The 22,826-nt window shown below is 59.9% G+C and carries 17 protein-coding genes and 1 pseudogene; 10 read left to right on the top strand and 8 right to left on the bottom strand.

Going from position 1 to position 22,826, the window contains the following annotated elements; translation table 11 throughout:
• Positions 1-44 precede the first annotated feature (44 nt).
• Together FJW08_RS01495 and FJW08_RS01490 are read left to right on the top strand one after the other, a co-directional pair.
• Positions 45-1,133, top strand: a complete 1,089-nt coding sequence (locus FJW08_RS01495) for a glycosyltransferase family 4 protein (RefSeq protein ID WP_140808312.1) — start codon at positions 45-47, stop codon at positions 1,131-1,133.
• The gene (locus FJW08_RS01490) at positions 1,130-1,894 is read left to right on the top strand and encodes a polysaccharide deacetylase family protein (protein ID WP_140808311.1); all 765 of its coding nucleotides are present in this window, start codon (positions 1,130-1,132) and stop codon (positions 1,892-1,894) included. Before FJW08_RS01495 ends, FJW08_RS01490 begins: the two co-directional genes overlap by 4 nt.
• Position 1,895: 1 nt before the next feature.
• Here the strand turns inward: FJW08_RS01490 and FJW08_RS01485 are convergent, their stop codons facing one another.
• The 3 genes from FJW08_RS01485 to FJW08_RS01475 are packed head-to-tail and all read right to left on the bottom strand — an operon-like array spanning position 1,896 to position 5,969.
• A complete protein-coding gene (locus FJW08_RS01485; protein WP_140808309.1) occupies positions 1,896-2,750 on the bottom strand; it encodes an MBL fold metallo-hydrolase in 855 nt (284 codons plus the stop codon).
• 23 nt (positions 2,751-2,773) lie between these two features.
• Positions 2,774-3,220: a cyclic nucleotide-binding domain-containing protein gene (locus FJW08_RS01480; protein ID WP_140756786.1), complete on the bottom strand. Its 447-nt coding sequence runs from the start codon at positions 3,218-3,220 to the stop codon at positions 2,774-2,776.
• 34 nt (positions 3,221-3,254) lie between these two features.
• On the bottom strand, positions 3,255-5,969 hold the full coding sequence (locus FJW08_RS01475) for an ABC transporter ATP-binding protein (protein ID WP_140808307.1): 2,715 nt from the start codon (positions 5,967-5,969) through the stop codon (positions 3,255-3,257).
• A gap of 176 nt (positions 5,970-6,145) precedes the next feature.
• Between FJW08_RS01475 and FJW08_RS01470 the strand changes: the two genes are divergently transcribed.
• Positions 6,146-6,817, top strand: a complete 672-nt coding sequence (locus tag FJW08_RS01470; protein WP_140808305.1) for a class I SAM-dependent methyltransferase — start codon at positions 6,146-6,148, stop codon at positions 6,815-6,817.
• Between the two features lie 119 nt (positions 6,818-6,936).
• On the opposite strand, the gene FJW08_RS01465 is transcribed toward FJW08_RS01470, so the two are convergent.
• From FJW08_RS01465 to FJW08_RS01440, 5 genes and pseudogenes are all read right to left on the bottom strand, one after another.
• Positions 6,937-8,133 carry a glycosyltransferase family protein gene (locus FJW08_RS01465; RefSeq protein WP_140756792.1) on the bottom strand — a complete coding sequence of 399 codons (1,197 nt, stop codon included), beginning with the start codon at positions 8,131-8,133 and terminating at the stop codon, positions 6,937-6,939.
• The gene (locus tag FJW08_RS01460; protein ID WP_140808304.1) at positions 8,130-9,374 is read right to left on the bottom strand and encodes a glycosyltransferase; all 1,245 of its coding nucleotides are present in this window, start codon (positions 9,372-9,374) and stop codon (positions 8,130-8,132) included. Before FJW08_RS01460 ends, FJW08_RS01465 begins: the two co-directional genes overlap by 4 nt.
• A 1-nt stretch (position 9,375) precedes the next feature.
• Positions 9,376-10,590, bottom strand: coding sequence for a glycosyltransferase family protein (locus FJW08_RS01455; protein WP_140808302.1), 1,215 nt, complete (start codon positions 10,588-10,590; stop codon positions 9,376-9,378).
• 1,979 nt (positions 10,591-12,569) lie between these two features.
• Positions 12,570-12,898: pseudogene (locus FJW08_RS01450) on the bottom strand (proline racemase family protein); the annotation flags it as partial.
• 381 nt (positions 12,899-13,279) lie between these two features.
• Positions 13,280-14,194: a LysR substrate-binding domain-containing protein gene (locus tag FJW08_RS01440; protein WP_140808301.1), complete on the bottom strand. Its 915-nt coding sequence runs from the start codon at positions 14,192-14,194 to the stop codon at positions 13,280-13,282.
• A gap of 341 nt (positions 14,195-14,535) precedes the next feature.
• Between FJW08_RS01440 and FJW08_RS01435 the strand changes: the two genes are divergently transcribed.
• The 7 genes from FJW08_RS01435 (at position 14,536) to FJW08_RS01405 (ending at position 22,823) form a co-directional block, all read left to right on the top strand.
• Complete coding sequence (locus FJW08_RS01435; protein ID WP_140808407.1) at positions 14,536-15,489, top strand: ABC transporter substrate-binding protein; 954 nt, start codon at positions 14,536-14,538, stop codon at positions 15,487-15,489.
• A gap of 73 nt (positions 15,490-15,562) precedes the next feature.
• Entirely contained in the window at positions 15,563-16,450 is an 888-nt protein-coding gene (locus FJW08_RS01430; RefSeq protein WP_140808299.1) for a proline/glycine betaine ABC transporter permease, read from the top strand.
• Positions 16,443-17,489 (top strand): glycine betaine/L-proline ABC transporter ATP-binding protein, encoded by a 1,047-nt coding sequence (locus FJW08_RS01425; protein ID WP_140808297.1) that lies wholly within the window; start codon positions 16,443-16,445, stop codon positions 17,487-17,489. The genes FJW08_RS01430 and FJW08_RS01425 overlap by 8 nt, the downstream gene beginning before the upstream one ends.
• Before the next feature lie 120 nt (positions 17,490-17,609).
• Positions 17,610-18,713, top strand: a complete 1,104-nt coding sequence (locus tag FJW08_RS01420; RefSeq protein ID WP_140808296.1) for a glycine cleavage T C-terminal barrel domain-containing protein — start codon at positions 17,610-17,612, stop codon at positions 18,711-18,713.
• Positions 18,710-20,326, top strand: coding sequence for an AMP-binding protein (locus tag FJW08_RS01415; RefSeq protein WP_140808405.1), 1,617 nt, complete (start codon positions 18,710-18,712; stop codon positions 20,324-20,326). The genes FJW08_RS01420 and FJW08_RS01415 overlap by 4 nt, the downstream gene beginning before the upstream one ends.
• On the top strand, positions 20,323-21,111 hold the full coding sequence (locus FJW08_RS01410) for a crotonase/enoyl-CoA hydratase family protein (protein ID WP_140756812.1): 789 nt from the start codon (positions 20,323-20,325) through the stop codon (positions 21,109-21,111). The genes FJW08_RS01415 and FJW08_RS01410 overlap by 4 nt, the downstream gene beginning before the upstream one ends.
• Positions 21,112-21,119: 8 nt before the next feature.
• A complete protein-coding gene (locus FJW08_RS01405) occupies positions 21,120-22,823 on the top strand; it encodes an acyl-CoA dehydrogenase family protein (protein ID WP_140808294.1) in 1,704 nt (567 codons plus the stop codon).
• The last annotated feature ends 3 nt before the right edge of the window (positions 22,824-22,826 follow it).

The following is a 22,826-nucleotide window of genomic DNA, read 5'->3' as shown; positions in this document are numbered from 1 at the left end:
TTCGAAATTGACTTGCGCATGCTTTCCGATGATAGGGTCGCGAAATGCGAATTGCCTTCTACGCACCGCTGAAGTCACCCAATCATTCCGTTGCCTCCGGCGACCGCCAGATGGCACGCACGCTGGTCAAGGCGCTGGAACATGGAGGACACAGCGTCGAACTGGCATCCGAATTGCGCTTCCATCTACGCGAACCGGAGCCGAAAAGTTTCGATGCGCTCAAGATAGAGGCCCGAGAGGAAGCCGCGCGACTGACCAGACTTTGGGATCGTGACGGCAAGCCCGATCTATGGTTCTGCTATCATCCCTATTACAAAGCGCCCGACCTGATCGGGCCCGAGCTGGCGTCGACCTTTGCTGTCCCATATGTGACGGCGGAAGCCTCCTATTCGAGGCGGCGCAATGCCGGTTTGTGGGCCGATACGCAAGCGTTGGTGGTGCGCGCCGTCGAACAGGCGGCACTGAACATCTGCTTCACGCAAAGGGATCGTCGGGGACTGGCAGATGCGATACCCGGGGTCGCTGTTGATATGCTGTCGCCCTTTATCGACACATCGGTATTCCAGGAGATGCCGGCACGAGGGTGTCCAACGCGCCTCGTTGCCGTTGCCATGATGCGCCCGGGCGACAAAGTCGAAAGCTATCGCATGCTGGCACAAGCGCTCGGTCTGATCGGCCACCTGCCCTGGACCATGTCGGTCGTCGGCGACGGGCCTGCCCGTGACGAGGTCAAGGCGCAATTCGCCGGCTTTGCCGCCGACCGTATCGAATGGCTTGGCGCGATTGAGCCAGCCGCCGTGCCGGATATCCTTTATGGCGGAGGAATTTACGTCTGGCCGGGTTACGGCGAGGCCTATGGCGTTGCCTATCTTGAAGCACAGGCCGCCGGCCTTCCGGTGGTGGCTCAGCACATCGCCGGCGTGCCGGAAGTCGTGCGAGATGGCCAGACCGGGTTTCTCACCCCGCCGCGCGATGTGGCGGCGTTCGCTTCTGCCATTGAAAGGCTTCTGGCCCGTAACGATGAAAGAACCACCATGGCTGCAGAAGCCAGACGTTTCATCCTTGAAGAACGTTCCCTCGGCGTTGCAGCGGCGCATCTGGCCGACCTTCTTCCGAAGGTCCCGGTTTCATGACATCGTCCGATCGGATCTGGCAGCCCTTGGTGGAAGAACTGGCGGGCCGGCAACGGGCGGGTCGTAAGGCAGAGTTCTGGCTGCGCGACGATGATGCCGTGGATCCGACGCCTGCGCTTGATCGGCTGCTCGACCTCACCGGTGAATTCGCGGTTCCGGTCACTCTGGCCGTCATTCCGGCCCTCACTGATGAGAAGCTGGTCGCCCGGCTTGACGAGGCGCCGCATGCCACGGTCGCCATCCATGGATGGGTGCATCGAAATCATGCGCCCGAGGGTCAGAAAAAGCAGGAACTCGGCGCCCATCGGCCACGCGAGGCGGTGCTCGATGAACTGGCTGGCGGGCTGTCGCACGTAACCGGCCTGCACGGCGCGCGCACCGTTCCGATGCTGGTGCCCCCCTGGAACAGGATCGACGCCGGCCTGGTACCCGACCTTGGATCGATAGGATTTGCGGCATTGTCGGTCTATGGGCCGCCGAAGCAGGCTTCGCTGGCGGTCATCAACAGCAATGTCGACATCATGGATTGGCCTGGCACGCGCGGCTGCCGCGATCACGGCCTATTGGTCCAGTCAATCATCGCGCACTTGCAGCATGCATTCGACGACGAACCGGTCGGCCTGCTCACTCACCATCTCGTACATGATGAATCGGCATGGCTTTTCCTCGAACGGCTGTTCGCGGTCACCGCACGGACTGAAGCCTGCGCATGGCTTCCGATCAGGACATTGATCGCGCGCAGCGCCGGTAGAAGAAAATAGCTCAGCGCTTTTTATGCGATGAGACTTGAAATTTGAGTGTCTGGCCATCCCGCGCGGCAAACGCGCCGGCAAACCTGTCCTTGGCCAGTTTCTCCATCTCGTCCAGTTGCTCGTCGGTGCGTGCTGGATCGTGGTGAAACAGCGCGAGCCCCCGCGCACCGGCCGCCTCACAGAGCTTGACGCCCTGTTGCCATGTCGAGTGGCCGTTACCGCGGCGGCGTTCCATTTCCTTCTCGGTATAGGTGCAATCGTAAACGACGAGGTCGGCATCGTCGATCAGGCCGAGCACCGACTGATCGAGCTTGCCCGTCTCGTGCTCGGTGTCTGTGATCACCGCCACGACGCGGCCGCCCCATTCGACTCGGTAGCCTATGCAGCCGCCCGGATGGGTAAGGCTGTCGGTCCGAACCACCACCCCTTCGCGCGGCCGAAGCACGTCTCCGGACACGAAATCGCGGCAGTCGAGCTTTGCCTTGCAGACGTCCATTTTCACCGGAAACCACGGCGGCCGTATGAACTCATCGATCATCTGCCGGGTCGTCATGCGTCCTGCAAGATGCCCGGACCAAACGGTAAGCTTGACACTCGGGTCAAAGATCGGCGCAAAAGCCGGCAGCCCGATGATGTGATCGTAATGGCAATGGGTGAAAAGCAGGTCGAAATCGGTCACGTCCGCCGCCTGAAACGACCTGCCGGCAGGCCGCAGGCCAGACCCCGCGTCGAACAGAAGCGTATGCTTGCCGCATCGCATCTCAATGCAGCTTGTGTTGCCGCCATAGCGAGCGAATTCTGGCCCGGATACCGCCATGCTGCCGCGCACGCCCCAGAATCTGACCAGGAAAAAATCGTCGTCCATACTATTTTTCGCCCATCGTGGCTCTAGGCGGTTCGTGCGTCGATCAGATCCGCGGTCGTATGGCTCAGCCGATCGGCAAGAACCCGCAATATCTCGATCGTCATTTCCGGGAACTCCTTCATAAGCCTCAGGAAATGATCCTTGCGGATTCTCAAAGCCTCCAGATCACTTGCCGCTCTGACGGTGGCAGTGCGGGAGCTGTTGCACAATATGGCGATCTCGCCGACGATCGAATTTGGCAGCAGTTCGGCAACTTTTATCGGCCCGCTGTCGGAATCGACCAGAATATCCGCCCTGCCTGAAAGGATGACATAGGCGGCGTCTGCCTCGTCGCCCTGCCGGAAAAGAATCTGGCCGGCGCCGTAGTTCACGCGATCGGATGTGAACGCGAGCAGCTTGAGCTTTGCCGGCTCAATGCCAGAGAACAAGGGAACGCGTTGCAGCATTCCAACTTCATCCTTGAGCAGCATTGTCGCAAACCTTCCTAAATTCGCGTCTGCCAGACTATGACAGAAGTTCCTTGAAAATACCGTTCCCTGCCAAAAGTGTCTCGTGTGTACCGTCTTCCACCAATTGACCCGAGTCAAAGACGATAACGCGATCGAACCCTATCGCCATTGCCGGACTCGTCACGACCCACACAATTGCCGGCGAATGGCCGTCGCGTCTGGCCTCCTCGAGCACGTTTCGCAGCACCTTGTCCTGAATGCGCTGATCGAGCGCCGACAGCGGCCGGTTGAGAATGAGAAAATCGGGACGTTTGAGCAGGGCCCGGGCAACATCGAGCTTCTGTCGCTGTCCAGCGGTCAGCCGCCTGCCGCCGGCGCCGACGTTGAAATCCAGGCCGACATCCAGAAGCTCGGCATAAAGCCCCAGCTCGTCAAGAATTTCATAGACGATGGAGCGTATGCGGTCCGGCGCGTCGGGATGGTTGTTACCTACACGCCCGAACAGGACATTGTCCATGACGGTGGCCGCGGCAATGTATTTGGCAGGATCATACCGTTCGATCGCGTTTTGCAGCTCGGACGGCAGGTTTTCATAGAACTGGTTGCGTGCGGCGACGATCTTGCTCATCAGCTCGCCGGTCAGCAGGCCGAAGCGGTGCCGGGGCTCGATATAGGCAAAGCTCAAGGTGATAATCATGGCGCGGTCGGCCTCCGAAACCGCCTCGTAGGGACGGTTCTTGAGCCGCTGCAGCAAGGTCTCGTAGGTGGGGATCTCTTCGGCGCTCATGAAGGCGAGCTGCTGAAGGAATTGGTGATCGGGCGGCAGGTCGGCAAACAGCTCGATCGCCTGTTCGGCGATCTCCATGCCCATTTCGTAGAGCGTGCGGTCGAGGCCGGCTTGCTTCAGCACGGAAGCAAAATAGGGATTGGCCGCCAGAGCCTTGTCGGCCAGTTCGGGGCCGGCGGCCGCGCCGAAAAGCAGGTTCTGGCCGGTCGTCGCTTCCGTGTTGTAAGCGCCCGGCTCGAAAGGAACCACCAGTTCGCGCAGCCCTTCCTGTTCCAGCCGGGTTCGCAGCGCTGCACGCAGTTCGACGATCCGCCCGGCAAGCTTCGTGTGACGCGTGAGGTCGGCCGAAGAGCGCAAGCCAAGATCCAGAATGTCGCGCGACAGAAGAACCGCGTCGAGCACCCGGCGCACGGCTTCAAAGAGGTCGTGCGGTCCGGTAGCCCCGGCGGAAGCATAGTTGATCCAGTCGCTGTGGATGTCGAGATCCGGATTGCCCGACCGACGCGCCTCGTCAATGTTCCAGCGGTGCTGGTCTGCCGCGGCACCGTCATAAGTCACCTGTGTCAGCGGCGCATGTTTCAACCCGTAGAGCAGGTTATCGCGGAGGCTTGCCTGGAACAGGAAAACATCCGACGAGGCATAGGACATGCGCCGGCCGGTCACTGCTTCCGGGAGTTCAAGCAGGTCGTCGGTGCCCGAAGTGACCCTTCCACTGTCCGGCCAGTTCAGCCGCGCGAAGGCTTCTGCTAGCGCCTCCGCTCCACCTGTTGGGGTGCTTACCAGCGCCACCGTCTCAGCCGGCTTGACCTGCATGGAGATACGGTTGAGGAGCATTGAACCGCCATCGTCTGCCATGGACAGACCGACCGCCGACAGCGGGTTTGTCATCGGACCGGGATCGTCGATCGTCAGTGCTCCGATTCCCGGCGCAATGATGTCATCGACGGTAAACTGTTCAACGACCTGTTGATATTTGACCTGGACATCCTGCCGATCCTGATCCCAGTCGATCAGTTCCTTCATCGGTCCGGGCAAGTCCTTGTAGGCGCCGATCACGGCCACGAGTTGGCCGACGTCCAGCCGGCCCCCGATGACCAGATACCCGCCGATCATGTAGAACAGAAAGGGCGTGAGCTGCGCGAGAAAATTGTTGAGGAACTTTACCATGAATTTCCATTGGTAAAGATCGAAGCGGATCTTGAAGATGAGCCCGAGCCGGGCAGCTATGTCGGCGCGCTCGTAGTTTGACGTATCGTGGACGTGAACCGCGCCGATGCCGTCGACGATTTCGCCAACCCGGCCCGAAAGCGCGCGCGCCGTCAATTGTCGTTGGCGCCCGAGCACGAGTAGCCGCCGCCGCATTCGCGGGATGAGCACGATCTGGATCACCACGATCACGACCGCTATCATTCCGAGCCAGACGTTCTGGACCATGATGAACAGCATGGCCGTCAGCGCCTGGCCGCCGAGCAGCACCGGCTGCAGGAAGGCATCGCCGATGAAGCCGCCCAAGGGCTCCACCTCGTCCTTCACCATGGTCGCCACCTCGGCGGATTTCACCCGCTTGAAGTAAATCGGCGGAAACCGCAGCACACGATCGACCAGATCGAAGCGGATACGCCGCAGCATGCGTTCGCCGAGACGGCCCTTGTAGGTGTTGATGTAGAGTTTGAACAGGCCGTTGATGACGACCAGCAAGAGGAACACGATGCTCAGGGCAAGCAGCGTCGCCTTGCGGCCGAGCTGAAAACCGGAGAAGAACAGGACCTCGCCAATAAACGGCAGGTTATAGTGCAACCTCATGAAAGGCAGGGTCGCGCCGGGTTGCTCGAAGCCGCGGCCTTGGATCGGGCCGTTGACGATCAGCTTCGGCAAGTTGAAGGACATGAAATACGGGATCATCGAGAGCACGACGATCAGCAATATCCAGACCTGCTGCTTCTTGGTGTGCGTCCAGATATAGCGGGCTAGGCTGGGTTCCATATGCGACTGTGGACCTCAGTTGGAAGGATGGATGCAAAAGCACCTGCTGGCGAATGGCGTATCGGCAATTTCTTCGTCGCCAATGACAAGCTCGAAGCTGCAGTGCACGGAAGTAGTGCTGCGCTCAGCAAGATTGCGTTGTGTCGCCCGAAATCCCAACATACAAGGCGAATATGATGGATGTCACGCAACCGCGCAATGCCGGCATGGACGGGCACGAGCAAGCCTTGGACCTCACCCGAGGAATTGCGGCCTATGTCAAAAACCCTCTCGTGGCAGGGCTGGCGCGCGTCATCGCCAAGCACCCGAACGCCGATATCGCCAACGCCTTCAATCACAAACAGGTCGCCTGCAAGATGTGGGCGCTCGATAGGCTGTTCGAAAGCTGCGGCGGCCGGTTCGGGCGCATATGGGTTCTGGGTGGTTGGTATGGCGTGTTGCCGGCAATGCTTTTCAACGATGCCCGCTTCGACATCGCGGCGGTCGATAGCATCGACATCGATCCCGAAGTCGCGCCCGTCGCCCGGACCCTCAATCGGGAAGCCGGCGACCGGTTCCGGGCGCTGACGGCAGATATGTATGCACTCGACTATGCGGCCGAGCGGCCCGACCTGACGGTCAATACGAGCTGCGAACATATAGCCGATCTGCGCGCCTGGCTTGCTCTGCTTCCGCTGGGAACGAATGTTCTGCTGCAATCGAACGATTATTTCAGCGAGCCGACGCACGTCAACTGCGTGGCTTCGCTGGCAGCCTTCGAAGCAATGGCGGCGCTACGGGAGGTGCGGTTCTCCGGCGAACTGCCGACAAAAAATTATACGCGCTTCATGCTGATCGGAACTGTCTAATGCATTTCGCCCAAAAATTGCGTAGCGGTTTTGGGACTACGACATACATAAAAACAACGGCTTGAACCGCGTCGCACGAGATAGAGCGGTTCTGCGTTTCCGTGAAACGATAAACCGTTCTAGGATGCATCGTCCGTTTGATCATGTACTTTTCCGAAATCCGGTCCCCTTTTTACGGGCCATGTTCGATACCGCTCGCGCAGGATTTGCGCCGAGTGGCGGGCGCCTTCCAGATCGAGACGATGCGCGGATGGTCTCGGTGCCACAAGCGCCTCTTTGATCGCTTGCGCCAAGCCTTCAGGCGTTAGGTCCCTTTCCATCACAACCGTCGCAAGACCGAGTTCTTCTAGCCTCAGGGCGCGAACCGTTTGTTCTGTTTCCCCGCCGGTTGCAAATGGGACGAGCAGGGAGCGACAACCCGCGCGCAGGACATCGCAGACCGTGTTGTAACCAGCCTGCGAGACTGACAGGCGGGCGCCGGTCAGCAGGCTGGCGAAATCTTCGCGGAACCGGAAGATAGACAGGCCCGGCGTGACATCGCGTGCGATCGCGTCAAACTCGTCTTTCGGCAGGTTTGGGCCGGTGATCAAACACCATTTCCAACCGTTGTTGGCACTCCGCGCCGCTGCGATGGTGGAGCTGACAAGGCTCTTTCCGGCAGCTCCGCCGCCAACTGACACCAGAACGTCGAAGCGCTCGGAGGCCGCGGGCGACGACGGCGCGGCAACGAGCCCCGTGTAGGTGACCTCGGCCTTGATCGCCCCGGCCAGGGGAAATGTCTTGTCGATGGTTGCGAAAGCCGGGTCGCCGTGGACCATAACCAGATCGAAATGCCTATTGACAAGATCAACCGTTTCCTCATTTCGGCCCGGCTTGACGCGCTCCTGAAGGATATCACGGACGGACGTCGCCAGCAGCGGTCTGGGCGACATTGCGTCGATGGCCTCGATCAGCGGCAAGAGTTCGAAACGCATCTGCCGACGTCCAAATGGAAACGCCTCGACAATGACGATATCAGGCCCGCAATCCCGGAATGCCTGCAGCAGCATCTCCGAACGCCGTTTCTTGAAATCATCGTCGATGGGTTTGCCCTGCAGGTCGACAAGTCCGGAAAATACTTCATCGCCGGAGGTAACAGGTGGCAGGGTGACAGATTTTACTCCCAGTCCCGGAAACCCCGCGACCGGAGCTCCGCCGGTCACGACGGTTACGTCAAACCCGTCATCGACCAGAGCCGCCGCAACGCGGCTGGTGCGTGCGAGATGGCCGATACCGAGCAGGTGCTGGACATAGAGGAAGGCACGCAGCTGCTTCAATCGGCGGCCCGCCACTCGCGCTCGAACAGTTCCTTGAGCTGTCCAATGCTCGCCATATGATCGAAATTGCCGCGCACATGCCGCTCTGCGGCGTCGCCGAGGCGGGCGCGCAGCACGGGATCACGGATCAGGCGCTCCAGCGCTTGTGCCAGGGCAATTGGGCTACCGGTCGGTACCAGCAGCCCGGTTTCATCCGGCGATATAAGCTCCGGCACACCAGAAACATCGGTGGACACGCAGGCAAGCCGCTGGCTAGCTGCCTCCACAAGAACATTTGGCAGACCGTCCCGGTCGCCATTTGCCGTGATCCTGCAGGCCAGGGCGAAGATGTCGGCGCAGCGGTAGTGCTCAAGCACCTGCTCCTGCGCAAGCGCGCCTTTCCAAGAGACGCGATCATCGAGGCCGAGCTTTTGCGCCAGCGCCTTGAGCCGTTCCAGTTCCTCGCCGTCGCCGATATGCTCGAAACGCCAGGCCAAATCGCCAGGCAAGAGGGCAAGGGCCTCCAGCAAGGTATCGTAACCTTTCTTTTCGACGGCGCGCCCGACACTCAGAACGATAACCGGTTTGTCCGGCGCCGAGCCGTCATGCTGTTTTCGCACCTCGCCGAAACTGCCGAAGCGATCAAGGTCGAGCCCATGATAACTAAGATGCACACGCGCGTTGCCGTTAGCGAGTTGTTTCAGACGATCGAACCCGGTTTTCGTGCAAGTGACCGTCCAGCGCGCCGAGGAAAGCTTGCCAGCCAGATCCCAGTCTGCCGAAGTCCAGATGTCCTTGGCATGGGCCGAGCAGCTCCAGGGCAGGCCACGAAGCTGGCTGGCATAGCGCGTCACCGATGCCGGCGTGTGCGCGAAATGTGCATGCAACCACCCCGCGTCTTCCGGCCATTCGGCCGCCAGCACGAGCGCTTGCCCGAAGCGGCGGACGCGACTGCGCGTAAAGTCGCGGGGGATATCGGCAGCTAGCGATCCGAGCGCGCGCCAGAAGCCCGGCCGCAGCAGATAAGCAAACAGCGAGCGGACCACGCGCAGCGGCTCTTGATGCAGATATTCCGGCAGATAATGGACGGGCGCTTTGATCTCGTCATGCACGGGGTGGCGTCTTGCGTCGGTCGGCCGCCTGAGCGCGACAAGTATCAGGTCGAACCCCGAACGCTCTAGACCGAGCAGTTCCTGCGCGATGAAGGTTTCCGACAGCCGCGGATAGCCCTTCAGAACCACGACGATCTTGCGATGTTGCAACTCAGCTCATGCCTTCAATGACCGAAAGGTGATGGCCGGCCCGCCGGTCGAGCAGTTCCGCGACGATTTCGGAAATATGAGGCAGCCCTTCCAGCGTCAGATGCGGATTGCTCTGCGATGGGCGGGGCCGGTTTGGCAGCACTTCCAGTGCATTGGCAAACCGCCGAGAATCCTCTGCTTCTTCCGGCAAAAGCATCTCGATGAGGCCGAGTTGGGCGGCGCGCCGTGCACGAATCAGTTGTTCCTCGCGGGGCTTAATGCGCGGCACGATCAGCGCCGGCTTGTCGAAAGACAGTATCTCGCAATAGGTGTTGTAACCGCCCATCGCCACCACCGCCTTGGCGCCGGCAATCAGCTCTTCCATGCGGTTGTCGAACTCGATGATCTTGATATACGGGATCTTGGACCCCTTCTTGAGCAGCTTGTTGCGCTTGCGGGCCGGCATGTAAGGCCCAAGCACGATCAGCGCCCTATGCTGCAATTGCGGATCCTGCTGATAGGCATCGATGACGTCGTGAATCAACTCACCGCCGTCACCGCCGCCACCGGTCGTAACGAGGATATAGTCGCCCTCGGGCCGGTGGCCCGGCAACTCGTTCTTCTGCAGGCTCCGTTGCAGGAAACCCACGAACTTCATCTTTGCTCTGACAGCCGGCGGCACATCCAGGCCGGTCAATGGATCATAGAAATCCGGCGGCCCGTAGACCCAGACCTTGTCGTAGAACAGGCCGATCTTGCGCATCACATCCCTGCGTGCCCACTCTGCTTCGAGCAGATGCGGCGCGTCCATCACCTCGCGCAGGCCCAGCACGAGCGTGGTGCCCCGTGTCTTGAGGTAGGACAGCGTATCCTCAATCTCACCACGCAGGCCGAGCGGTTCCTTGTCGACGATGAGGATATCCGGCCGGAAGGTCTCGGCTGTGTGGCGGATGATTGACTGGCGCATCCTTAGCGTCTCATGCAGATCGATATCCTTTTCCAGCGAGGTGTATTCGCCGTTGCGCAGCTTGATGACGCTGGGGATCTTCACGAAGTCGACACGGGCGCGGTAGTCGAAGGCGCCAGCGATAGGCGCACCCGAAATGATAAGCACCTGAAGTCCGCGAAAATCCTCGACCAGCGAATGCGCGATCGTCCGGCAGCGCTGCAAGTGACCGAGCCCGAACGTGTCGTGGCTGTACATAAGAATTCGAGCATTTTCTGCGTGCTGGGTCATTGTTGAACGTCTCTTAGAATTCTCGCCTTGAGGACCGTGAGCGACGCGCCGGCTTCGAAACCATCGTGGTTTTGAAAAATGAGCCGCCATTTTTAATACGTATTACTTCTGTGGAATGCCTTTCAGACAGGCTTTCCGATTGTCTTAGTCCGAAACTTGTTGGATTGGCGAATATCGCCTCGGCGGGAGCGGGCCGAGACACCTTGTTGTCGTTTTGGGAAGGATCGAAGGGGCATATGGTATCCAAAAGATCGGCAGAAATCATCCCTCTTGATTCCAAAAAGTTCCGGTGTCTCCGAACTCCATTGGTTCGGAGCGGTGAAGGCGAAATCCGCTATCCTGCCCATATAGCCAATTGATCGGTCGCCCGGCGGCGCACGGCCCATATTGTTGTGGAACTCATTTCGCGCGCCATTGCTCTCGGTCTTGGGGGACCAAAGGTGCTGCCCATCAATGTCTTGACGGGCGGTCTGATTGTGATTCACCGACCAGAACTGAGCCATCTGTCGCCCAAGCTAGCCGGAATTTCAGCAAGAATCGAGTGGATGCCAGCGCTGACAACGCACCGCCCGCAGGTGGGCGTGTGCAAGACCAGTTGCTTGTCGATCGCTGTGGCCTTCTAGTTGGGCCGGCAGATCGACCATGGTGCCGAAAGCAGTCCTCGGCGCCGCCGACGAAGAAGTGGATGGGGACATCCTTGCACCACGCCGAGCGCCTGCCGGCAGTGTCGAGATGGGCGCCGTGGTGGCCGCCAACCAGCAGCTGTTATCAACGCGGTCACAACCATCAGCGCGCGCATCATGGCCTAAGCTCTCGCCCGTGCCGTGCCCGCGGCTGGGCGGCGGCGTATCGCTGACTATTTGAAGTGTCCGGAAATGCGAAGTTTCGCTAGCAGGATTGCGGGGCCGCGGTACGCGGCGCGCTACGACTTCTCGGATCCTTACGTCGCGCCAGCCCTGCTTGCCGCACGAAGGCCTATCCGCGCCATGTCGAACAAAGCGGCATGGACCGGCCTGCTCGAGCAGGATGGCCGTTGAGGTGATGGGGGATAAGACAGACAACCTCCTAATCTGGATAAGCACCGACCTCTCCACCATAAAGCGCAATCTTAAGCAGCCGATGGGCGACTTAGGCCAGACCACTTCAGGCACCTAGAAGAAGCAGTTCGACAGGCTCGGCAAAGGCATCGACCCGTCGTCCACTCCGATGCAAAAGCGCATCAACGAAATAGTTGGTCTGCCATTTGCTCCAAAGTAGAAAGGATGGCGTGGAGCGCTTGCCGATGCCGGGACTAAACAGCTCCTTCCGAGCGAGGGCCTCAACGGTATTCAACGTACGGTTTGATCCAAACGGGAGCGAAAACAGCCATGCCTCGGAGCCACTTTAGCGCAAGCTGATTAAATCGTGGTTGGTAGCAATCGCGGGCGCGAGTGTCGCAGTATGGAGTTGAGACTATCTCTGGCGGATCGGTTTGTCTTCCAGCATGGTCATGGCCCAGGTGCCATTCAAAGCGGCACGCCAGCTTGTCACATTGCGGCACCATTTTGGAACCGTCTTGGGACTGATGGGCGGCTTCGCTATGGCTGCTGTGGTATGCGGGAAGCCCGCAACCCTGCTGCTCATTGAAAACCATCTGTACAATCTGCTGGCGGTAGTGGAACGGAACCGCGCACCAAAGGAAATTTAGGGTTGCTAGCTGGGTTTTCTATCTGAATGCAAACGGCGGTGATTTTCCCGAATCACCGCCGTTGATGCAACCAAGCCACAGGGAAGGACGGCTAGGCACATGAGAACGATCACCAAATTAAACCTACCGGTGAGTCCGTCAAGTCGTCCCGTGGCCACATGTCGTAAGCACATGAGTTGTCCGGATTAGGTAGCACATGAGTTGTCCGGTTTTATCGCCAGCCAAAGGAGGCTGGGGATGAGACCGACAGCATGGCTACAGGGCCGGGGAATGCAGAAGTTTCGGGACGTTTTTCCTGGCGGAAGGTGTCGCCGACCTTCAGCCGGCCTTTCCCATGAAGTTGCGCCATGCGAGCCGAAGTGCCGGTGCCGCCTGACGAACGGTCGATCGCCTTGTCGCCGTAAGATACCGCGCCGCGGCCGTCGGCCTTGCTACTCGAGGGCCTGTCGCACCAGATGGCGTGGTGCACGCCGCGTATCCTCTCGTCTTCAGGATGAACTGGATTGCAGACGGTTCGAGCGCGTCGCGGAGACTGCGACTGAACTCCACGATGTCCCTGGCCGACATCCCATCCAAGCCCTGCCACGAGGCCTGCGGCTCGACTACAGCGTGGTAATCACCCCGCTCTAACGGGGCCCTCCTCCCTACGCTTGTTAATGCATGTCGCCCGGAAGTGTCCTCGGTTCCGGGATAACGACATGCATAAAGTCAGAAGCTTACAGCAGGTCGGGCGAATCCTATTCGCCGCGACATGCTGTAGGCGTCGCGGAGCTCTCCGACTGACGGGATATCTTCAAGGGGTCGCAATCTGAAAATAGGGCGCGATCTCGCGCGCGCTCAAGCAATCCGTCTTCCAATAGCTCAATATTGCGGATCGCTATGCCCGTGAATGAACGCCGCACTCGGATGGTTTGATCGGCGAAGGTCATCGAACAGGCGGCTCGATACCATTACGCCGCCAAGTGAAAAGCGGCGATGGCAGCTTACAAACAGACACGAACTTCACAATGAGTTGCCCTGCGATGTCGTCTTCTTATTATCGACCAAGGACTGGATCACAAGCCTTCCGATCTTGCTATCCAGAAAATCCTGCCGTGCGACCAAGAAATACCCTCGTTCGGATGAGATCGGTTCTGGATCCATTGCAATCAGAAGCCCATTCGCGATCATCTCGTCGATCACGCCGCTCCAGCCCAGCCCAATTCCGTACCCCATCAAAGTCTGATGAATGGCAATGCCATGGTTGGTCACTGTGATGCCGGCATTGATACTCTGACTGTCCGGCGACCTTAGGTCCCGCCAGTCCGACCAAGTGAACCAGCGCTGTTCTCGATCCTCAAGGTGGATCAAAGGCCCCTGAGCGAGCATTTCGGCGCGAGAAACGCCGGCAAGGCGCGAAGCGAGAGCGGGCGCTGCCACCGGAACCACAATTTCCTGCATCAGCAAGCGGCTTTCGTACCCTGACCAATCGCCGCTGCCAAAAAGAATAGCGCAGTCTACCTCCTCCAACGGAATGTCTTGATCGCGTTCCGCCGTCGTTACCCTGACAGCCAGATCGGGATAGAGGCGCCTGACTCTCTCCAGACGCGCCATAAGCCAGAACATGGCAATGCCCGGATAGGTCGCGAGCGTCAGGGCATCCTGTCGATTATTTCTTCGGAGCTTGGCGCTCGCCCTGGCCATATCCGAGAGGCCGTTCGCTATCGTCTGGTAGTACGACAGCGCCTCGGCAGTTGGCACCGTGAGCGAGCCCTTCCTTTCGAACAGCTGGACGTTGAGGTCTCTTTCCAGAGCATGAATCTGGTGACTGATGGCGGGTTGGCCGACATTCAGTTCTCTTGCCGCCCGGGTAAAGTTCCCGAGCCGGATACAGGCCTCGAAAACACGCAACGATTTCAAAGGAGGTAAATCATGCATTCTGGAGCAGCCATTTTGCCTGTCGATGCCGAACGGCAATGTGAAGATTAGCAGCCATCATCAAAAAAAGTAATGCACCGATGAATCTTATCTGCCTGTCCATGCCTCAAGCCGGGTGAGAAAAACAGTCTGGGAGAACGGGAATGGGAGTTGGCCCGGCCTCGGCCATCGCCGGCTTGGAGGAAGGCTTTCATAGACGAAAGCTGGCGCTGTTCTCGATAGCTGTTTGAGGAGGCGGTGGTCGTCAAATAGCGAAGTCTGCATCAACCGCTTGGGAGGAAGAAATGAAATACAGACACATTGTTGCATGCCTCGCCGGAACAACCCTCGGCCTTCTGTCGATGGCATCGGCATCGCTTGCGGCCGGATGCGGCGAAGTGACAATCGCCACGATGAACTGGCAATCCGCTGACGTGGCGGCCAGTCTCGACAAATTCATCTTGGAGAAGGGCTACGGCTGTTCCGCTGAAATCGTTTCCGGCGACACCGTGCCAACCCTGACCTCGCTCGCCGGCAAGGGGCAACCGGATATCGTTCCCGAGGCCTGGGTCAGCCTGCAGCCGGAACTGGTCAAAAGCGCTCTGGACGGAGGCAAGGCGATAGCTGCATCGAAAATCCTTTCCGACGGGGCGATCCAAGGTTGGTGGATTCCGCAATACGTCGCCGAGGCACATCCTGACATCAAGACGATCCCGGACCTTTTCAAGCATCCCGAACTCTTTCCCGCTCCGGAGGACAAGAGCAAGGGTGCCGTCTACAATGGTCCGCAAGGCTGGGGCGGTACGGTCGTAACCACGCAGCTCTTCAAGGCGTTCGGTGGAGAGAAAGCCGGTTTCACGCTGATCGACACCGGATCCGCGGCCGGGCTCGATGGCTCGATCGCGAAAGCCTACGAGGCCAAGCAGCCCTGGGTCGGCTACTATTGGGCTCCGACCTCGCTCCTCGGCAAGTACCCGATGGTCAAGCTCGGGTATGGGGTCGACTATAATGCAGCTGAATGGAAGCGCTGCACATCGATCGGCGACTGCCCCGACCCAAAGCCGAATGCATGGCCCGCAGACGACGTGCAGACGCTTGTCAGCAAGACTTTCGCCGATCGCGCCGGTCCGGCAATCATGGACTATTTGAACAAGCGCGCTTGGTCGAACGATACCGTCAACAAGCTGATCGCCTGGATGACGGACAATCAGGCGACCGGCGAGGACGGCGCCAAGCATTTCCTCAAAAACGATGAGGACATCTGGAAAGCCTGGGTTTCTCCCGAGGTGGCCGAAAAGATCAAGGCCTCCCTCTAACTGCCCGCGCAAGCGGTCGAGGGCGGCATCGCTGAGCTGGCGCCGCCCCGCCTTTTCCACGGGGAAACTGGGAATGGATTCGTTCTGGAAATTTCCGACCATGGACGCAGATACGCTGCGTCTCTTGAAGAAGAATATCGATGAAGGCTTCCGTGCATTCACACGCGCCTACGGCGACAGCATAGAGAGCCTTTTCAACCCGCTTCAGAGCTTCCTCATTTGGGCTGAACGCCTGCTCCTCGCAACCCCATGGCCGGTCGTGATTGCGGCGGTCGCGGTCATTGCCTGGATCGCAAGTCGCAGCATGAAGATTGTCGCAGGCTGTGTCGTGACGCTTCTGGTCATCGGCTGGTTCGATATGTGGGACGACACGATGAAAACGGTGTCGATGATCTTCGTCTGCACCGTGCTTGCAATCGTGATCGGAATACCGATCGGGATCGGAATGGCCCGTTCGAACCGGTTGCAGCGCTTCGTCAATCCGGTACTCGACGTCATGCAGACAATGCCCAGCTTCGTTTATCTGATCCCAGTCGTCATGTTGCTGGGGATCGGCCGCGTGCCCGGCGTCATTGCGGTCGTTATCTACGCTGTTCCGCCGATGATACGTCTCACCAATCTCGGAATCCGTATGGTCGACAAGGATGTGCTGGAGGCGGCGGATGCCTTCGGCTCGTCGAGCTGGCAGAAGCTGCGCAATGTCCAGCTTCCGCTTGCGCTGCCCACGCTCATGGCAGGCGTCAACCAAACGATCATGATGGCGCTTTCCATGGTGGTGATTGCTTCGATGATCGGCGTGCAGGGGCTAGGCCAACCGGTGCTCAAGGCAATCGCCAACCAATATTTCACTCTGGGCGTCTTCAACGGCCTCGCCATTGTCGGTATCGCCATCATCTTCGACCGCATCAGCCAGGCATACGGCAGCCGCCTGCAAAAGCACCGAGAGATCGTCCATGGCTGAAGCGAACCAGCCCGGGATCGACATCAGGAACCTCTGGAAGGTTTTCGGACCGAATGCCAAAGCCATGGTCCCCTTGCTGGAGCAGGGGACTTCCAAAGCCGAACTGAACGGGCGCCACGGCCACGTCCTCGGTCTCAGGAACGTCAACATCACCATGCCGGCCGGAGCGATACAGGTCATCATGGGCCTTTCCGGCTCCGGCAAATCGACGTTGATCCGCCACATCAACAGACTGGTCGACCCGACCGCGGGCGAGATCCTGGTTGGCGACGAAGACGTCGTGAAAATGGGGGCTCATGAACTGCGCGAGTTCAGGCGGCATAAGACGGCGATGGTGTTTCAGAAGTTTGCGCTGCTACCGCACCGCAACGTGCTGGAAAACGTTGTCTACGGCCTGGAGATACAAGGCGTGCCGCGACGCCGGCAAGTCGAGGCGGCCACCCGCTGGGTCGACCGTGTGGGTCTTGCCGGTTTCGAAAAGCACTATCCCAACCAATTGTCCGGGGGCATGCAGCAGCGTGTTGGGCTTGCTCGGGCGCTCGCAAATGATGCTCCGATCCTGCTGATGGACGAGGCGTTTTCGGCGCTCGATCCTCTCATTCGCACGGACATGCAGACGGTGCTGCTCGATATCCAGAAGGAAATCAGGAAAACCATCGTCTTCATCACCCACGATCTCGACGAGGCCCTTCGGCTAGGCGACCGAATCGCCATTCTGCGCGACGGGGAAGTGGTGCAACAGGGCACCAGCCAAGACATCGTCCTGCGACCCGCAGACGACTACGTCAAGGCGTTCGTCAAGGAGGTCAGCCGGGGCCGCGTCGTCTATGTCGAGGCAGCCATGGCGCCGTTCAATCCGGAGGATCGGTCATTGGCTACCGTGCCAAGGCAAACGACGCTTGAAGCCGCCGCGAATGTGCTGATGCAGCATTGCTGTGAGCATCTCACCGTGATGGACGAAGCCGGAACGCCGGTCGGCCAGATCAGCCTGCGACAGCTTTTGCGCGCGATCGTGACTCCGGCTGATGACATAGGTTGAACTGACGGCCGTTCTCTGGGCGGCACATTTCTGTCAAGATATCGCGGCCGCGAGGGCAGCGTAACCGCAAGAACCTGCAATCGGAATCCCGTGCCCGTCGGGACGCAACAGGAGACCTCGATGTTTTCATTTTCACCGACGGCACGTGTTCGACCGTCCCCCTTTTTCGAGGCCGCGGTGGCGGAGGGCATGGTGGCCGCGAACGTCTACAACCGAATGATCATGCCGACGTCCTACGGCGATCCCGAGGGCGAATACTGGCGCCTCATCAACGGGGTTTCACAATGGGATGTGGGCGTGGAACGCCAAGTGCAGCTCAAGGGACAGGACGCCGGCCGGCTTGCGCAGATCCTGTCGCCGCGCGATCTCTCCACTTGCAAGGTCGGCCAGGGCAAATATGTGCCGCTTTGTAATCATCGCGGCACGATCATCAATGACCCTATCCTGTTAAAGCACGCCGACGATCTCTTCTGGTTTTCAATCGCGGACTGCGACATGTGGCTGTGGGCAAGCGCCGTCGCGGCGGAGCGTGGTCTAAAGGTCGATATCAGCGAACCCGACGTCTCTCCAATGGCTCTTCAGGGACCCAAGGCCGAAGACGTGGTGGCCCACGTCGTCGGCGATTGGGTACGCACGCTCAAGTACTTCTGGTTCAAGGAAACCGAGATTGAAGGCATTCCAGTCGCCGTGCAGCGGTCGGGGTGGTCCAAGCAGGGCGGGTTTGAGATCTACCTGAAGGATGGCACGAAGGGCACGAAGCTCTGGAACATCTTCAAGGAGGCAGGCAAACCCTGGGGGATCGGACCGGGGGCGCCGGCGACGGCCGAGCGCACGGAGAGCGGGCTGGTTTCCGTCGGCGGTGACACCGACGAGGACACCAATCCCTTCGAAGTTCGGCTGGGCAAATATGTGGACCTCGATGTTCCGGACGATGTCGTCGGCATTGAGGCGCTACGCAGGATCAAGGCCGAGGGGCCGAAGCGGCACCAACTGGGTCTCGTGCTCGACGGTGCAACGGCGGCACCGCTCGGCACGAAACGCGAGGACATCACGCGCGACGGCTCCATGGTCGGTGTGATGACCAATTGCACATGGTCGCCTCGCATGAAGGCGAACATCGGATACGCCCTTATCTCCGCGGACATGAAGGCAGGCGAGACTGTCATCGTTCACCGCCCCGGCGGTCCGACCGCTGCGCGGCTTGTGGAGCTCCCATTCCTATGAGCGCCGAAGCACCCTATCTCCGACCAAGGCCCGCCAATTATGTCCCGCTGACGCCCCTTTCATTTCTGGGGCGAACGGCCGAACTCTATCCAGACCGATTGGCGCTTATCGATGAGGATCGACGCTTCACCTGGCAGGAGGTGCGCCAACGCTGCGAAGCTCTGGCCGCCGCCCTCATGGATATCGGTGTCAAGCAGGGTGACGTGGTTTCCGTGCTTGCTCCGAATACGGCGGAGATGTTCGAGGCGCAGTTTGCTGTCGCAATGGCCGGCGCCGTTCTTAACACCATTAACATCCGCCTTGATGCCGACACGGTGGCCTATATCCTGGACCATGCGGAAACCCGGGTCCTGATGCTGGACAGGCAGTTCGCATCGATGGCTGAGGAGGCGTTGCAGCGCACCAAGTGCGGCCGACCCGTCATCATCGATCTCGGCGGGCCGGGGGATGCCCTGCCAGGCAGCCAGCGCCATTCGGATCTGGTTCGATCAGCGCCCGCCGAGTTCCCCCCGGTGTTCCCGACCGACGAGTGGCAGACGCTGTGCCTCAACTATACGTCCGGTACCAGTGGCAGGCCGAAGGGGGTGCTCTACCATCACCGTGGCGCCTACCTGATGGCGCTCGGTACCATCGCCGGCTGGGGCCTATCGGGTCATCCGACCTATCTCTACACAGTGCCCATGTTCCACTGCAATGGCTGGGGCCATGCGTGGACCATGACCGCGCTCGCTGCGACAATCGTCTGCTGCCGGCAGATATCGGCCAAGGCCGTTTACGATGCCATCGGCTCATTCGGCGTCACGCATTTCGGCGGTGCGCCGATCGTGCTGGGCATGCTGGTCGAGGCCGCGGAAGCAGAACGGCCGGTGCTTCCTCACAAGGTGCGCGTGATGACGGCGGGGGCGCCTCCGCCAGCGGCGATCCTCGAGAAAGTCGAGGCATTGGGCTTCGATGTCATGCAGGTCTACGGCCTCACGGAAACCTACGGCCACGTCGTTCAGTCCATTTGGGAGGAAGAGTGGAACGAAATGGACGTCGCGCGGCGCGCGACGATCAAGGCACGCCAGGGCGTGCGTTTCCCGATGATGGAGACTGCCGAGATCCGGGATGTCGCATCGGGAAAACGCCTGCCGAAGGACGGGACCGCGATGGGTGAGATCGTGTTGCGCGGCAACACGATCATGAAAGGCTATCACAAGGATGAAGCGGCTACGGAAGCCGCCTTTGCCGGCGACGAGTTTCATAGCGGCGACGTCGCCGTGCAACATCCAGACGGCTTCCTCGAAATACGCGATCGCTACAAGGACATCATTATCTCCGGCGGGGAGAACATTTCCTCGATCGAAGTGGAATCCGCCTTGTATCGCCACCCCGCCGTCAGTGCCGCCGCTGTCGTGGCCAAGCCGGATGCCAAGTGGGGCGAAACGCCCTGTGCCTTCGTGGAATTGAAGCCGGGGGAGAGCGTCACTGCTGACGAGTTGAACCAATTTTGCCGCCAGCATCTTTCCGGCTTCAAGGTTCCCAAGAGCTACGTCTTCGGGAGCTTGCCCAAGACCTCAACGGGAAAGATCGAAAAATACAAACTGCCTGAAAAAGTGAAGACAACACCATGACGAAACCGAACTACATCACCATCGAGACGGACGGCCCGGTAACGATTGTAACGCTGGTGCGCGAGGACCGGCGCAACGCGATCAGCGAAGATATGCTGCTGGAAATCGAAAACGTGTTTCGCGCGCCGCCGGAGGGCACGCGATCCTTCGTGCTTGCGGCCAAGGGCGACCACTTCTGCGCTGGGCTGGATCTTCGCGAGCACTATGACAAGGACCGGTCTCCGATCGAGTTCATGACCATGTGCCAGAAATGGCACCGTGCTTTCGATATCATTCAGTTCAGCGGAATCCCGGTGATTGCCGCCCTGAAGGGAGCCGTCGTCGGCGGAGGGCTTGAGCTGGCCGCGGCGGCCCATGTACGCATCGCCGAAGAAGGAACCTTCTTTGCCCTCCCGGAAGGACAGCGCGGCATTTTCACGGGCGGCGGGGCGACCGTGCGCGTGGCCCGGATCGTTACCCCGGCGCGCATGGTCGATATGATGCTGTCGGCCCGCACCTACGATGCGCGGCGTGGCCTGGACCTTGGCCTGTGCCATGAAGTGGTGGAGGCAGGGCAAGCATTGTCACGTGCCAGAGAATTGGCCGCACAGGTCGCACGTAATCCGCCGACCACCAATTTCGCCATCGTCACCGGCATATCCCGCATCAACGACATGTCCACCACGGACGGCCTGTTTGCGGAGGGCCTGCTCGCAATGGCGGTTCAGACCAATCCGGAGATCCGGGATCGGCTGGAGGCGTTCTTTTCCAAAAAGACCAAGCGCCTCGAACCCGGCACGAGTTGACGTTCGCGATGACCTACAATCCGCCCATCCCCGAAATCCTTCTGGCGATGCAGACTGCCGATCGGTTTGCCGCGACGCAGAGCGGAGACCTTTCCCCCGAAGACGTCCAGGCCATCCTCTCCGAAGCAGGGCGTTTTGCGAGCGAGCGCATCGCGCCCTTGAATCCGGTTGGCGACCGAACCCCCTCGACCCTTGACGAAAGCGGAAAGGTGACCACGCCGCCGGGCTGGCGCGAAACCTACCAGGCCTGGTGCGAGGCGGGCTGGAACAGCCTTACAGGACCAACCGAATATGGCGGCCAGGGGCTTCCGACCTCGCTGGCCGTGGCCTGCACCGAGTTCTGGAATTCGTCCTGCATGGCTTTCGCCCTCTGCCCGCTTTTGACGGCTGGCGCCATCGAAGCCATCTCCGAACACGCCTCTCAGGAGCTCAAGGACCGCTACCTGCCCAAGCTTGTGTCCGGTGGATGGACCGGGACCATGAACCTGACGGAGCCACAGGCCGGTTCCGATCTTTCAAATCTTCGTTGCAAAGCCAAACGGACGTGCGACGGCAGCTACCGCATTACCGGCAACAAGATCTTCATCACCTATGGCGAGCATGATTGCTCGCCGAATATCGTACATCTGGTTCTTGCGCGGTTGGAGGATGCGCCCGCGGGCACGCGCGGCATTTCCCTGTTCCTGGTTCCGAAGATCCTTCCTGACGGCTCACACAACGATCTGCGGTGTCTTTCGCTTGAGCACAAACTCGGCATTCACGGCTCGCCCACCTGCGCCATGGCTTATGGCGACAACGGAGGCGCAAGGGGCTGGCTCATCGGCGAGGAGAATCGCGGTCTCAATTGCATGTTCACGATGATGAACAATGCGCGGCTCCTGGTCGGGACCCAGGGTGTCGCGCTCGCGGAGCGGGCGACGCAGGCGGCCTTCGCCTATGCAAGGGAACGTCTCCAGGGCAGCGCCCCGGGTAGAGATGGAACTACAAGCCCCATCATCCGCCATCCCGATGTTAGGCGAATGCTGCTCGAGATGCGAACCCGGACGGCCGCGGCGCGCATGCTGTGCATGGCGACGGCTTCCGCGCTCGATTCAAGCGTGAACGCGCCGACAGAAAACGAAAGGCACCGCGCCTATGCGCGAGCTTCGTTGCTGACGCCTTTGGCCAAGGCGTACTCGACGGATATCGCGGTGGACGTGACCTCGACCGCAATCCAGGTTCACGGCGGCATGGGCTACGTCGAGGAGACCGGTGTGGCGCAATACTACCGCGATGCGCGCATTCTTCCGATCTACGAAGGCACGAATGGCATCCAGGCTATCGACCTCGTCACGCGCAAACTGCTCCTTGGGGGCGGTGAGACGCTGTCTCAGATTTTGGAATCTTGTCGCAGGACATTGTCCGCCTTCGAAAGCTGTTTGCCGGCCATGGAGGCTGTAGCTGACACGGTGGATTTGGCGAAAATGCTCTGCGATGCGCCCGGTAGTTCATTGTCACTCGCGGTTGCCGTGCCATTCCAGCGTGCCTTGGCCAACGTTGTCGCCGGTGCTCATCTGGCTGAAGCCGCAGCGCTTGCACGAGGCGGCGCGCTTGAGACAGAAGCTGCAATCAACGCAAGGTTTTTCATCGCCGTTGAATTGGTATCGGCAGTTGCTGCGGCGAAGGCGTCATTATCCGGCGCCGATGCGACAGGTTCGGATGACCTTGAATAGTCG

Source organism: Mesorhizobium sp. B3-2-1 (assembly GCF_006439515.1).
Taxonomy (GTDB): Bacteria; Pseudomonadota; Alphaproteobacteria; order Rhizobiales; family Rhizobiaceae; genus Mesorhizobium.
Note: the sequence above shows the minus strand (reverse complement) of the source record. Positions and strands in the feature narration are given on the sequence as shown.